This is a genomic window from Microbacterium sp. K24 (genome assembly GCF_004794465.1).
Taxonomy (GTDB): domain Bacteria; phylum Actinomycetota; class Actinomycetes; order Actinomycetales; family Microbacteriaceae; genus Microbacterium.
Genome location: NZ_SSDJ01000096.1, coordinates 65,378 through 78,568, shown reverse-complemented (window position 1 = coordinate 78,568; position 13,191 = coordinate 65,378). Strand labels below are relative to the sequence as shown.

Annotated in this window: 15 protein-coding genes; 5 read left to right on the top strand and 10 right to left on the bottom strand. The window is 69.7% G+C overall.

What is annotated here, in order from left to right; genetic code table 11:
* The coding region (locus DW306_RS09005) for a substrate-binding domain-containing protein (protein WP_136055262.1) at nt 1-321 on the top strand (321 nt) is incomplete at its 5' end.
* Nucleotides 322-417: 96 nt separating this feature from the next.
* Here DW306_RS09005 and rplL read toward each other — a convergent pair.
* From rplL to DW306_RS08990, 3 genes are all read right to left on the bottom strand, one after another.
* Nucleotides 418-801: a 50S ribosomal protein L7/L12 gene (gene rplL, locus DW306_RS09000; RefSeq protein WP_136055261.1), complete on the bottom strand. Its 384-nt coding sequence runs from the start codon at nt 799-801 to the stop codon at nt 418-420.
* A gap of 48 nt (nt 802-849) precedes the next feature.
* Complete coding sequence (gene rplJ, locus DW306_RS08995) at nt 850-1,338, bottom strand: 50S ribosomal protein L10 (protein WP_136055260.1); 489 nt, start codon at nt 1,336-1,338, stop codon at nt 850-852.
* 226 nt (nt 1,339-1,564) lie between these two features.
* Entirely contained in the window at nt 1,565-3,355 is a 1,791-nt protein-coding gene (locus DW306_RS08990; protein ID WP_136055259.1) for a glycoside hydrolase family 15 protein, read from the bottom strand.
* Between the two features lie 46 nt (nt 3,356-3,401).
* On the opposite strand from DW306_RS08990, the gene DW306_RS08985 reads away from it, so the two are divergent.
* The gene (locus tag DW306_RS08985) at nt 3,402-4,766 is read left to right on the top strand and encodes a glucose-6-phosphate dehydrogenase (RefSeq protein ID WP_136055258.1); all 1,365 of its coding nucleotides are present in this window, start codon (nt 3,402-3,404) and stop codon (nt 4,764-4,766) included.
* 120 nt (nt 4,767-4,886) lie between these two features.
* Here the strand turns inward: DW306_RS08985 and DW306_RS08980 are convergent, their stop codons facing one another.
* Nucleotides 4,887-5,879, bottom strand: a complete 993-nt coding sequence (locus DW306_RS08980) for a hypothetical protein (protein WP_136055257.1) — start codon at nt 5,877-5,879, stop codon at nt 4,887-4,889.
* Nucleotides 5,880-6,134: 255 nt separating this feature from the next.
* Here DW306_RS08980 and DW306_RS08975 point away from each other — a divergent pair, with 255 nt between their 5' ends.
* Complete coding sequence (locus DW306_RS08975; protein WP_136055256.1) at nt 6,135-6,815, top strand: YqaJ viral recombinase family protein; 681 nt, start codon at nt 6,135-6,137, stop codon at nt 6,813-6,815.
* Nucleotides 6,816-6,837: 22 nt separating this feature from the next.
* Here DW306_RS08975 and DW306_RS08970 read toward each other — a convergent pair whose 3' ends face one another.
* Genes DW306_RS08970 through DW306_RS08950 form a run of 5 tightly spaced genes read right to left on the bottom strand, consistent with a single transcriptional unit; the run spans nt 6,838 to nt 9,806 of the window.
* A complete protein-coding gene (locus tag DW306_RS08970) occupies nt 6,838-7,347 on the bottom strand; it encodes a hypothetical protein (protein WP_136055255.1) in 510 nt (169 codons plus the stop codon).
* 8 nt (nt 7,348-7,355) lie between these two features.
* Entirely contained in the window at nt 7,356-8,024 is a 669-nt protein-coding gene (locus tag DW306_RS08965; protein ID WP_136055254.1) for a hypothetical protein, read from the bottom strand.
* A complete protein-coding gene (locus DW306_RS08960; protein WP_240747122.1) occupies nt 8,021-8,617 on the bottom strand; it encodes a signal peptidase I in 597 nt (198 codons plus the stop codon). Before DW306_RS08960 ends, DW306_RS08965 begins: the two co-directional genes overlap by 4 nt.
* 8 nt (nt 8,618-8,625) lie before the next feature.
* Complete coding sequence (locus tag DW306_RS08955; protein WP_136055253.1) at nt 8,626-9,285, bottom strand: SipW-dependent-type signal peptide-containing protein; 660 nt, start codon at nt 9,283-9,285, stop codon at nt 8,626-8,628.
* On the bottom strand, nt 9,255-9,806 hold the full coding sequence (locus tag DW306_RS08950; RefSeq protein WP_136055252.1) for a SipW-dependent-type signal peptide-containing protein: 552 nt from the start codon (nt 9,804-9,806) through the stop codon (nt 9,255-9,257). Before DW306_RS08950 ends, DW306_RS08955 begins: the two co-directional genes overlap by 31 nt.
* Before the next feature lie 259 nt (nt 9,807-10,065).
* Between DW306_RS08950 and DW306_RS08945 the strand changes: the two genes are divergently transcribed.
* Both DW306_RS08945 and DW306_RS08940 read left to right on the top strand, forming a co-directional pair.
* Complete coding sequence (locus DW306_RS08945) at nt 10,066-11,778, top strand: MDR family MFS transporter (RefSeq protein WP_136055251.1); 1,713 nt, start codon at nt 10,066-10,068, stop codon at nt 11,776-11,778.
* Nucleotides 11,765-12,247, top strand: coding sequence for a MarR family transcriptional regulator (locus DW306_RS08940; protein ID WP_136055250.1), 483 nt, complete (start codon nt 11,765-11,767; stop codon nt 12,245-12,247). Before DW306_RS08945 ends, DW306_RS08940 begins: the two co-directional genes overlap by 14 nt.
* 9 nt (nt 12,248-12,256) lie before the next feature.
* On the opposite strand, the gene DW306_RS08935 is transcribed toward DW306_RS08940, so the two are convergent.
* On the bottom strand, nt 12,257-13,135 hold the full coding sequence (locus DW306_RS08935; RefSeq protein ID WP_136055249.1) for a LysR family transcriptional regulator ArgP: 879 nt from the start codon (nt 13,133-13,135) through the stop codon (nt 12,257-12,259).
* Nucleotides 13,136-13,191 lie beyond the last annotated feature (56 nt).

Sequence of the window (13,191 nt, the reverse complement as noted above, 5' to 3'; positions counted from 1 at the left end):
GCCGCCGCGGGGCTGCTCGGCGATCGACGCGACCGGCCGACCGCGATCGTCGGCGTGTGCGACGAGGCGGCGATCGGCGCGGTGATCGCCGCGCGACGCCTCGGGATCGCCGTGCCCACCGAACTGAGCGTCGTCGGCATCGACGACCACGAGCACGCCGAGATGTTCTCCCTGACGACCATCGGGCAGTCCCCTCGGGAGCAGGGGCACGAGGCGGTGCGGCTGCTCACGCAGCGGATGAGCCACCCGGACGATCCGCTCGAGCACGTCGCCGCAGCATCCGCCCTCGTGGTGCGCAACTCCACGGCCCCGCCGCGCTGAGCGCGACGCACGCACCCACCGGGTACGCACCCACCGAGGACGCACGAAGGCCCCGGGCGAACCCGGGGCCTTCGATGAAACGCTGTGACGCGGTGATTACTTGAGGGTAACCGTGGCGCCTGCCTCTTCGAGAGCAGCCTTGGCCTTCTCGGCGGTCTCCTTGTTCGCGCCCTCGAGCACGGCCTTCGGAGCGCCGTCGACGACGGCCTTGGCCTCGCCGAGGCCCAGCGAGGTGAGCTCGCGGACGGTCTTGATGACCTGGATCTTCTTGTCGCCGGCAGCCTCGAGGATGACGTCGAACGAGTCCTTCTCCTCCTCGGCCTCGGCAGCGCCACCCGCGCCCGCAGCGCCGGCAACGGCGACGGGTGCAGCAGCGGTGACCTCGAACTTCTCCTCGAACGCCTTCACGAAGTCGTTGAGCTCAACGAGGGTCAGGCCAGCGAACTGCTCCAGCAGCTCCTCGGTGGAAAGCTTCGCCATGATGTATCTCCTAATAGATGGGGTTTGTGTGAAGAGATCGCCGGTCGCTCACGCGGCCTGTGCGGTCTCCAGCTTTTCGCGAAGCGCGTCGATGGTGGCGGCAGCCTTGCCCATCGTCGCCTTCATCATGCCCGCAGCCTTCGCCAGCAGAACCTCACGGCTCTCCAGCGCGGCGTACTTGTTGACCTCGTCGGCGGTGAGGGCGTTGCCCTCGAAGACGCCGGACTTGATCACGAGAAGCGGGTTGGCCTTGGCGAAGTCACGCAGAGCCTTGGCGGTGGCGACGAAGTCACCGTGCACGAAAGCGACGGCCGACGGACCCTTGAGGTCGTCGTCCAGCGCAGTGATCCCGGCCTTGTTGGCAGCGATCTTGGTCAGCGTGTTCTTCACCACGGCGTACTCGGCGTCCTGACGGATGCTGTTGCGCAGCTCCTTGAGCTGGGCAACCGTCAGACCGCGGTACTCGGTCAGCAGGACGGCGTTCGAGTTCTCGAATGACTTCGTGAGCTCGGCGACCGATGCATCCTTCTGCGCCATGGTCACTCCTTGGTGTGTACGTGGCGCCGCACGGTGGTGGGGCGCCGGCCTCGGACCCCCTGCAAAAGAAAGAAGCTCCGGCGCAAGCGCACGGAGCTTCGAGAAGTTCGTGTCCTGCGCGGGCCCCTGCTGTGCAGAGCTTCGATCGCCTCGCGTTCGCACGCACGACGATGACCAGCGGTCTTCGGTTGAGTCCAGGCTACCTCACGCGGAGCCGTCGCCCAAATCAGCGGCGATCGGCGGCTCGGCCGCCGTGGCCGGCGAGGGCGTCGGCCGCGCGGATGAGACTCAGGTGCGACAGCGCCTGCGGGGTGTTGCCGGCCTGGCGGTCGCCCTCGACGTCGTACTCCTCGGACAGGAGCCCGAGGTCGTTCGCCATCGCGACGAGGCGCTCCATCAGGAGGGCGGCCTCGTCGACCCGGCCGGTCGCCGCGTACTGCTCGACGAGCCAGAAGCTGCAGGCGAGGAACGGATGCTCCCGCCCTGCCAGCCCGTCGACCCCGGTCTCCGTGCGGTAGCGCAGCAGCAGGCCGTCCTGCATCAGCGTGCTCTCCATCTGCGCCACCGTGCGCAGCATCCGGGGGTCGTCGGGAGCGCAGTACCCCACCTGCGGAAGGATCAGCAGCGACGCGTCGACCTCCGTCGAGTCGTAGTGCTGCACGAAGAAGCCCTCGGCATGCACTCCTCGCTCGTCGATCTCGCGGCGCAGGGCATCCCGGGTCCGCTCCCACCGATCGGCGTCGCCGCGCAGCCCGTGCTCGCGCACGGCCCGGACGCCTCGATCCATGGCGGCCCACATCATGACGCGAGAATGGGTGAACCACCGGGGCTCGCCGCGGATCTCCCAGATGCCGTTGTCGGGACGGTCGAGCGATGCGACCACGTGCTCGATGAGCGCCCTCTGCAGAGGCCACGAGAAGTCGCCCTCCTCGAGGCCGGCGATCCGGGCCGCCTCGAGAGCGACGAGCACCTCGCCGACGACGTCGCCCTGATACTGGTCGACCGCGCCGTTGCCGATGCGCACCGGCGCCGCGCCGCCGTAGCCCGGCAGGCTCGGCATCTCGCGCTCCATCAGGTCGCGCTCCCCCGCGATCCCGTACATGATCTGCACCTCGCCCGGCTCACCGGCCACTGCGCGCAGCAGCCAGCGCCGCCACTGATGCGCCTCCTCGAGGAAGCCGTGCGCGATCAGGGCCTCGAGCGTCAGCGCGGCATCCCGCAGCCAGACGAAGCGGTAGTCCCAGTTGCGCGCGCCCCCGAACTGCTCGGGCAGCGAGGTGGTGGCCGCGGCGACGATGCCGCCGGTGTCCTTGTTCGTGAGTCCCCGCAGCACCAGCAGCGACCGGACGACCTCGTCGCGGTGCGGGCCCTCGTGCGCGATCCCGCTCGCCCAGCCCTGCCACCAGGACCGGGTCGCCGCCAGGGCCTCCTCGACGTCGAGGGGCTTCGGCTGATGCTCGTGGGAGGGGAACCAGCTGAGCACGAGGTCGCGATGCTCGTCGGCGCCGACCGTCAGCCGCCCGCGGTGGACATGGTCGTCGGCGACGAGCTGCACGCCGCGCACGATCACGGCTTCCGGGCCGGCCGTCGCGCGCAGCGCCGGTTCCTGAGGCGTGCCGACCTGGCGCACCCACGGCAGCCGGCGGGAGTAGTCGAAGTGCAGCCGCAGCTCGGTGGCGAACTCGACCTCGCCCGAGATGCCCACGATCCGACGCACGACGTCGGTGCGCACCGGCTGGTAGGGAAGGAACTCGTGCACCTCCGCGACACCGCCCGCCGTCGTCCAGCGGGTGACGAGGATGAACGTGTCGGAGATGTAGTGCCGGTGCGAGGTGGCTGCGTCGTCGGTGGGCCGGAGGCTCCAGCATCCGTTCCGCGGTTCGCCGAGCAGCGCGCCGAACAGCGACGGCGCGTCGAAGCGGGGAAGGCAGAGCCAGTCGATGCTCCCCTCACGCGACACGAGCGCGCCGGTGCGGCAGTCGCTGAGCAGGGCGTAGTCCTCGATCGGAGCGGGCATCCGCTGAGTCTGACATGCCCGGCTGTGGAGCGGTTACGGTGGGACCATGACCGATGCGACGACGCTGGTGATCTTCGGGGCCGGAGGCGATCTCACCTCTCGCCTCCTGCTTCCCGCCCTGGGGCAGCTGCTGATGCGCGAGCCCGCGCGTGAGGTGCATGTCATCGGCGCCGACCGCGAGGACTGGACGGATGCCGACCTCGAAGCGGTCGTCCGGAAGTCCTTCGCGACGATGGACGCCGAGGAAGCGGCATCCCGGGTCGACGTGACGTATCGCAAGACCGACATCACGCAGCCCGACGACCTGCGCGCGCTGCTGAAGGGGCGCACGGGACAGGTCGCGCTGTACTTCGCCGTGCCGCCCGCGATCGCCGCGGCGTCGGTGGCGGCCATGACGTCCGACATGCTCCCCGCCGGCGCGATGCTCGTGATGGAGAAGCCCTTCGGCACCGACGAGGCCAGCGCCCGTGCGCTGAACACGACGCTCACGGCGCTCGTGCCGGAGAGCCAGGTGTTCCGCGTCGATCACTTCCTCGGCCGGTCGACGACGCTGAACCTGCTCGGCGCCCGCTTCGCCAACCGCATCCTCGAACCGCTGTGGTCGGCGGAGAGCATCGAATCCGTGGGCATCGTCTACGACGAGCGGCTGGCGCTGGAGGGACGCGCCGGGTACTACGACTCGGCCGGAGCCCTCGTCGACATGATCCAGAGCCACCTGCTGCAGGTGCTGGCCGTGCTCGCGATGGAGGAGCCCGCGACGCTCGACGAGGTCGACTTCCGAGAGGCGACCGGGGCGGTGCTGCGCGCGACCTCCGTCTGGGACGACGATCCCGTGGCGTCGACGCGCCGCGCGCGGTACACGGCAGGCAGCGTCGACGGCGTGGACAAGCCGTCGTATGTCGACGAGCCTGGAGTGGACCCGGCCCGAGAGACCGAGACTCTCGCCGAGGCGACGTTCGAGGTGCGCAACGCCCGGTGGGCCGGGGTGCCGTTCCGGCTCCGTTCGGGCAAGGCGCTCGGCGAGCCCGCCACCGAGATCGTGGTGCGCTTCCGCCCCGTGCGGCACATCCCCGCGGGTCTCACCGGATCGTCGGACGGCGCGATCCTGCGCTTCTCGCTCGGCCCCGACCGCATGTCGCTCGAGCTGAACCTGAACGCTGCCGAGGACCCCTTCGAGCTGGAGCGGGCGACCCTCTCGGCAGAACTCGGCGAAGGGGCGCTGAAGGCCTACGCCGAGGTGCTGTCCGGCGTGCTCGACGGCGATCCGCTGCTGGCGGTCCGCGGCGACGCGGCCGAGCAGTGCTGGCGGATCATCGACCCGATCCTCGCGGCATGGCGCGAGGGCGCAGTGCCCCTCGAGGAGTACGCCGCCGGTTCCGCCGGCCCCGACGGCTGGCCCGCCGCGCGCTGACACCTCTTTGCCGAGCGGCCCCTTTGTGTGTCACCCAGCCCTCTGTGCGCGAGCTCAAGGGGGCGGGTCGAACGAAAAGGGCCGGGTCGACGATGTCGAGGTGAGCGCTTCCGGAAGTCCTCAGGGAGTGGAGCGACGTCGACGCGGGAACAGGCCGACCGCCCGGAAGTGCGACGCCGCGGCATCCACTGTCCTCACGTGCTCGCTCATGACGCGCACGACGCGCCACCCGGTCGCCCCGCGTACCCAGTCCTCACGCACCTTCTCCTGCAGGACGACGTCATCGGCTGATCGCTCGCCACGCAGTCGGCCGTCCCGATACTTCGTGCGCCCATCGCACTCGATGAAGGTGCGAGACTGTTCGACCGCGATATCCATCCAGAAGCTCCCCCCGTCCGGGCGTGGAACCGGCACCTGCAATCGCGGACGCGCGAAACCCAGCTGGTGCAGGCGGTACCGGGTCACGCTCTCGAGGGGGAGCTGGGCTCGGCCGTCCGCGAGATCCGCGATGCGACGTGCCTGCACGACGCCGCGTGCTCCTGGTCGACGCACACCCTCGACCACTTCATCGAGCAGCGAGCGGGCCGCATCGTCATCGAAGCCCCACGGCTCTCCCCCGACCGACGCGAGTGCGGCGTCGGTGAGCGCGAGCGACGCCTCTGCGCTGACCGTTCGTGTCACATCGAACACCGTCCGGGCGAGCGAGGTGCAGCGGATCCCGCCGACCTCGGAGATCTCGGAGTGTGACAGGTCTCCTTCGTGCCGGAAGATGCCGGGGATGCTGTGTCGTCGATTCGGAGCGGTCATCACATGCACTCGCGCGGGTCGGATGCGGTAGAGCGGCAGGCCCCAGAGCACGGCCGCCGACACGTGCGAGAACACCGGGTCGCTGCCTCCGGCCGCGAGCGCGGCGGCCACGACCTCCACGCGATGCCGCGACTCCGGAAGGAGCTCGCTCCAGCGCGATTGCTCGATGAACCATCCGCGACGCACCCGATGCAGCACATCGGCGTCCACTGCTTCGCCGAGACTGCGGGAGTTCCAGCCCGCGTCGCGGAGTCTCCGACTGCTGAGCAGGAGGTCTGTGATCTCGTCGATCGTTGCGTGGAGCATCCGCCGATCCTGCACCTCGCGCAGCTCGCCGTGGCAGCGAACCGTCCTGTCGCGACGTCCGCCCACGATTCCTGTGTTGTGGAGGAGAGATCGTTCGATGCCGACCCACCCCTTTCTGTCCGACCCATCCCGTTGTGAACGCCTTCAAGGGGCTGGGTCGTACAGAGGGGGGCCGCTCGGCGACGCGCGGAGAGCGGATGCCGGAGCGCGGCGTGTACGGACGGAGACGTCGGCGGACGGGGTTAGGGTCGAGGAGTGAACCCCGAACTCGCCGCTCGCATCGTCGCGGACTCCCGCGATCGCGTGGCGTGGATGAGGGCACGATCCCGCGGTATCACCGCGACCGACGTCGCCGGGCTCACCAGCGAGAAGTCGATCTCCCGTGCCGCCGACGCCAAGCTCGGCGGCGGCCCGCGGTTCGGCGGCAACGCCTACACCGACCACGGTCGCCGTCGCGAGCCGGAGATCGCCGCCTGGGTCGCCGCGACCCACGGCATCCTTCCATCGTCGGCGCTGTTCCGCGCCGAGGTGGAGCATCGCCACCTCGCGACCCCCGACGGCATCGCCGTCGACGCCGCCGGGCGCGTGAAGCTCGCCGAGATCAAGACGACCAACAAGCCCTGGAGCGGCATCCCCCGCACCTACCTCCGCCAGGTGTGGTGGCAGCAGCATGTGCTCGGAGCGGAGCGCACGCTGTTCGTCTGGGAGCAGCACGAGGACTTCTCCCCCATCCACGACGAGCCCCGTTGCGTGTGGATCGACCGGGACGACCGGGAGATCGCGAAGCTCGTGGGCCTCGCCACCGACCTCATCGACGAGCTCTACCGCCGCACCACCGGCCAGCAGCCGCCGACGCGTCTCGCCGACGTCGCCGCCAGCCGCCGCGAGCAGCTCCGCGAGCGCGACGCCTTCCGCGCCCTGGCACTCGCCGACTGACGCCCCCGGTCCTCGGCAACCCTCAGACGGTGCAGGTCGCGTTGAGGCCGAGCAACCCGATGGCCAGTCGCCTCGACGCCCCGGCGGACACCCAGTTGCTCCCCATGACGTTCGTCGCTGTCAGCGTGGTCGTGCTCCCGAGGAGGTTCGTGACCAGGCTCGTGAGCAGAGCCTGGTTGAGCGTGGCCGAATACGTGTAGAGGCCGCCTACCGGCCCGCTGGAGGCGATGTTCGCCGGCGGCACTGTGCCCGTGTTCGCGCCGGATGTCGCCGTCAGCCGCACGTTGGCGAGCGGATAGGCCGACGTCCACGTGAGCGTCACGCTCTGGAAGACCAGGCCGACGCCGATCACGGAGAGATTCTGGATGGTGCAGCCCGTGATCGTCGGCGTGGACAGCGTCAGAGCGGAGGCCGGCGCCGTCGCCGACTCGGCGTCGGTCCACGCCGCCTCCGTGAGACCGGCGGGGGGCGCGGCTGCGACCCCGACGAGAACGGAGATCCCGAGCACCGCGGCGGTCACCCGCCGTCGCATCCCACGCTTCATCGGGGGCCTCGGCTCGGACGGAGGCCGTCCGCATCGCGGGCGGCACGGCGGCGCGCCAGGACGAACGTCCCCGCTCCCAGGACGAGCACAGCGCCGCCCGCCCAGATCCAGGGCACCGGGGGCGATGCGCCTGTGGTCGCCAGCCCGCCGTCCGGTCCGGCGACGACGGTCTCGCCCTCACCGCTGGCGTGTACCCGCACATTCGTCGAGCCGGACTCCGCGTCCCCACGGAGCGCGATGCTGAGTCGAAGATGGGCGATATCGGTGTCGGCCATCTCTGCGAGCCTGATCTCGCTGCCGTCGCGCGGGATCTCCCAGCCGGAACGCAGCACGCTCTCTCCCCCCGGGCATCCGCCGGCCTGCCATTCCTCTCCGCAGAGCGAGGCATCCAGGAGCAGGGGAGCGTCGCCGGTGGCGCTGACACCGATCGTCACGGTTCCGGGATCGGGGGCGTCGGCGCTCACAGCCACGTCCCACTGCACGGGCTGGCCGGGCAGCAGGGTACCGGCCGCGTCCCAATCGGCGACGGACACGAGCCTCAGAACCTGCCCCTGGATGACCTCGGTCGTCGGTGCCGCCCACGCGGGCGACGCGGATGCGACGAACACGAGCCCGAGCACGATGACGGCACTCGGACCGGCACGAGTGATCGATCGGCGGATCATGAGCGCCTGTCTCTCCGAAGCGCTCCCCCGGCCGTGAGTTCGTCCGCCCGAACCTCCTGAACCCCCGATGCCGATGGCGAAGGGCGATCGTTCCGTGGCCAGAACGCCCAGACGACGAGAGCGGTGGCGCCGAGAGTCACCCCGCCGAGCACCCACGGACTGCCGAACCACACGACCACGTAGGCGAGGCCGGGCAGCGAGCCGCGCACGATCCTGACCTCCTCGACGACGTAGGGATCCGGATCCTCGACGTCGTTGGCGTCGCCTCGCATGCGGATGGTCCGTGCGTCAGCATCCCCCGTGGCCTCGACGGCGATCACGCGGTGAGTGATCGGCAGGGCATCCGGGCGGTCGACCGTCACGACGTCGCCCACGACGACATCGGATGCCGGGATCTTCTGCACCAGTGCGACGGACCCCGCCGGAATGGTCGGCGACATCGACCCCGTCTTGAACATGATCAGCGAGTAGCCGCCGGTGTACGCCATGATCACGAGCACGATGCAGACGACGCCGCCGAGCGCGGCGAGCGTGAGGAGCGCCTCTCGCACACCGCGACCGACGGTCCGCGCGCCGCGAGCGATGGTGTTCACGGGGCGACTCAGTTCGTGGTCCCGGTGAAGGTCCACGTGGGTTTGACGGCTCCTCCTTGTGCGGTGGTCGCCGCATCCGAGGGCAGGGTGAGCACGATGCAGTAGGTGATCGTGTTCACGGGCCCGACGGTGAGCGCCTGAGCGGTGAGCGCGGGCACCGCCGTGAGCGTGCCGGTCGCCGGCAGCGCCGTCGTGCAGTTCGCCGGCGCGGCGACCACCGAGATCCCCACCCGGAGGGCGTCCTGCAGAGCCAGGTCGGCGCCGGTCGGAGTGCCGTTCGCGTTGTTCGTCACCGTCACGCCGGTGAGATTCACGCTTCCCGGGAGGGTTCCGGACGCCTGGACCTGCACGTAGGCGGCTCGCGTCTGCCCCGGCCAGAGTCCGGAAGCGTTCAACGGCACCGTCAGCACCGTCTCGGTGGGCCCGTGCGACGCGAAGGCCGTCGCAGTGTCGGATCGGGACACGATCGAGAACGTCCCCGCGCTGACGGCGGACGTCGCGATCTCCTGATCCGTCCACGCCGCGATGGTCATGGTCGCCCCCACTCCGAGGACGAGTCCGCCGGCGAGCAGCGCCCGCACCCGTCGGAGAGTACGCGCGGGCCGCTCGGATCTCCGCCGGTCGCGACGGGTGGGACTCACTGCACCGAGGTCGCGTTCCACTGCCATGTGACGGTCCCCGTGTCGCCCTGCTCGATGCCGCCCGCGCCGTCCTCCGCCGTGACCTGGATGCACAGGTTGACGTCGGTGCCTGGTGTCATCGTGGTGGGTACGGCGGTACCGGCGGCGAACGCGGCCGCATCACAACCGAACGTCGCCCCCGTCGACACGACGGCGTAGCCCAGCTTCCCCGCGGTGACGAAGTCTCCGGTACCCACGGGCGCGACGGAGTCGAGCGTCGCGTCATAGGTGCCGCCGAGTCGGAGCGCGTAGGGCGCGTAGACCACGTCATCAGGGCTGAGGTTGGTGGGGTTGAGCGCGAAGGTCAAGGTCGCGCCCGGGCTCGTGGGATTCTCGGTGAAGGTCGTTCCGTCCGTCGACCCCGTGAAGGTGAAGGATCCCGCGGTGAACGTGCCGGTCGCGAACTCGGAGTCGTTCCACGCGGCGAGCGTCACCGCTGCGCCGACCCCGAGAACGAGCCCGCCTGCGAGGACCGCGGCCACTTTCCGCTTGGTGTCTGTCTTTGCCATCGTCGTTCCCCCTCAGGAATCGGTCGCCGGCATGAACACGGGTCCCCCTCCGAGACCTACGGTTCCGCCGGTTTCAGTCTTTCAGGCAAATCCCAGGTGACAAGCAGTTTCCGCGCATGAACAACGCACATCGCGCGCAGAGCGGCCAAGATGGTTGACGAATGTCAACGATGTGCGTATAGTTGACGAAGTTCAACCATCTCGTGCGCGCCAGAGCTGTCGCAGCATCCACCCGCGACCACCCGAAAGGTGCCCGGCAATGACCACGGATTCTCCCGTCAAGATGACGCACCGCCAGGTGCTGGAGGCCCTCACCGGCCTCCTGCTCGGCATGTTCGTCTCGATGATCGCCACGACGGTCGTCTCGACCTCGATGCCCGTCATCGTGCACGACCTCGGTGGCGACCAGGCCGCGTACACCTGGGTGATCACCGCGACCCTGCTCACGACCGCGATCTCGACTCCGATCTGGGGCAAGCTCGCCGACCTGTTCAACCGCAAGCTGCTCATCCAGCTCGCGATCGTGATCTTCGTCGGCGCGACGGCCGCCGCCGGCTTCGCACAGGACACCAACACCCTCATCGCCTTCCGCGCGCTCCAGGGCATCGGCGGCGGCGGGCTCGCCGCCCTCAGCCAGGTCATCATGGCCGACATCATCAGCCCGCGTGAGCGCGGTCGCTACATGGGCCTCTTCGGCGCCGTCATGGCCGTCGCCACGGTCGGCGGTCCGCTCCTCGGCGGATGGATCACGGATGCCGCCAACTGGCGCTGGAACTTCTTCGTCGCCCTGCCGTTCGCGATCGCCGCGCTGATCATCCTGCAGAAGACGCTGCACATCAGCACCGCGCGCACCCGCAAGGCGTCGATCGACTACACCGGCATCGTGCTCCTCTCGGCCGCCGTGTCGCTGATCCTCATCTGGATCACGAACGCCGGATCCACCTTCGACTGGTGGGGCGTCGAGACCATCCTGATGGTCGGTGGCGCTGTGGTCGCCGCCGTCGCGTTCGTCATCGTGGAGCTCAAGGTGCGCGAGCCGCTGATCCCGCTGTCGCTGTTCCGCGGACGCACGTTCACCCTCTCGGTGCTCGCGTCGATCTCGATCGGCGTCGCGATGTTCGGCACCTCGGTCTACCTCGCGCAGTACATGCAGCTCTCCCGCGGCGCGACGCCGACGGAGGCCGGCCTGATGACGCTGCCGATGATGGCGGGGCTCCTGATCTCGTCGATGGTCGTCGGCCAGCTGGTCACCCGCTTCGGCAAGTGGAAGGGCTACCTGATCCTCGGCTCCGTGCTGCTGATCGTCGGCTCGGTCACGCTGTCGACCCTCCACTACGACACGAACTTCTTCCTCGTCTCGCTCTACATGTTCGCCATGGGCGCCGGCGTCGGCATGACGATGCAGAACCTCGTGCTCATCGTGCAGAACGTCGCGAAGCCCAGTGAGATGGGCGTCGCGAGCTCGGGAGTCACGTTCTTCCGCAGCCTCGGCGGCACCGTCGGCGTCTCGGTCATGGGCGCCGTGGTCGCGAACAGCCTCACCGGGCTGTTCAGCGACGGCAAGGAGCGCATCGGAGAGGCGATCGCGAAGCTCGGCGACAAGGGCGCAGAGGTCGCGGCGCAGCTGTCCAGCGGAACCCTCCCCGAGGTGCGCCTGCTCCCCGAGCCGGTCCGCTCGATCATCGAGGACTTCTACGCGCAGGCCATCTCGCACGCGTTCCTCATCGGCATCCCGCTCGCGGTGATCAGCCTCGTCGCGATCCTGTTCCTGCCGAACCGTCCGCTCACGACGATGACGACCACGGAGCGCGCCCAGGCGGATGCCGCGAAGGCCGGCTCGCCGGTCGACGACGCGGCCGACGTCGCGATCGCCGATGCGACCGCCCTCTCCGGAGCGACGACGGGCACGGTCACCGTGGTCACCGGGTCGAACGACCGACGCGGCGAGACGGCATCCGATGACCGCCGCTGAGCAGATCTCCGAATCCCCCGAGGCGCGGGCCGCTGCGGTCCGCGCCCTCGAGGCGGAGTTCGGCGAGCTGATCACGCACTTCCGCCGCCTCATCCTGGAGAACGCGAACCGCGTCAGCCCCGGCATGCTCCCGGGCGCCTACAAGACGCTCACTACGATCGCCCGGTGCGAGCAGGTGACCGCGTCGACCCTGGCGGAGCGGATGCTGATGGACAAGGGACAGGTGAGCCGCTCCGTCCGCGAGCTCGAGGACCTCGGCCTGGTCGAACGGTCCCCCGACCCACGCGACGGACGCTCCGCTCTGCTGCGGCTGACCGACGTCGGCACCGAACGGCTCGCAGCCGCGCGGCTGCCGCAGGAGGGGATGCTCCTGCAGACGCTGCAGGACTGGAGCCTCGCCGACATCGGCAACCTCTCCCGGCTGCTGCACGCCCTGGCCTCCGGCGTCAGCCCGGAAGCCGACGCCTGACCCGGTCGTTCAGCCCTGCAGGACGCGCCTCGCCTCGGCAGCGACCTCGGCCGCGATGGTGTCGAGGAGCTCGGAGCGCAGATTCCACTGCTGCCAGTACAGCTTCACCCGCAGCGTCGGACCGCCCAGTCGGATGAGCCCCGGCGACTCCTGCAGCCGCGGGAGCATGCCCCATCCGAGACCGAGCTCCACCGCCAGCGCGTAGTCGTGCGAGGCCGGCACATAGTGCCGCGGAATCCCCTGCTGTGTCACCCCCTGCGCCCGCAGCCACTCGTGCTGGAGGGTGTCGCGCCGATCGAAGTCGACGAACGGCGCCTCGGCGAGCGCGTCGTCGTCGACACCGTCGGCGAACCAGCGCTCGACGAACGCGGGCGCCGCCACGGCCTCGTACTCGATCATGCCGAGCGGCGCGACCGAGCATCCGGCCACGGGGGTCTCCTCGCTCGTGACCGCGGCCATCACCGCGCCGGACTCGAGAAGGCGTGCGGTGAAGTTCTGATCGTCGCGGTGTAGGTCGAAGTCGATGTCGTGCATCGCCGAGAGCCGAGCGAGCGGAGCCAGGAACCAGGTCGCCATCGAGTCGGCGTTCACCGCCAGAGGGATGCTGGTGCGTCGGGTTCCCGCGCCGTCGTCCACGCCCACCCCGGCGAGCGCATCATGCTCGAGCAAGGCGATCTGCCGGGCGAGCCGCACGACCGCCTCTCCCGCCTCGGTGAGCGCGGCGGGCTTGGTGCGCACCACCAGGATGCGGCCGAGCTGCTGCTCGAGGGTCTTGAGTCGCTGGCTCACCGCGGACGGAGTGATCCGGAGCCGCCGGGATGCGGCATCCAGCGTGCCCTCGTCCGCGACGGCGGCGACGGTGGCTGCGAGCTCGGGGTCGATCCTCACATAAGCAATGCTAATGGTTCGGTAGGAATCATCGCTGGTGCTGTCGATGGGTGATT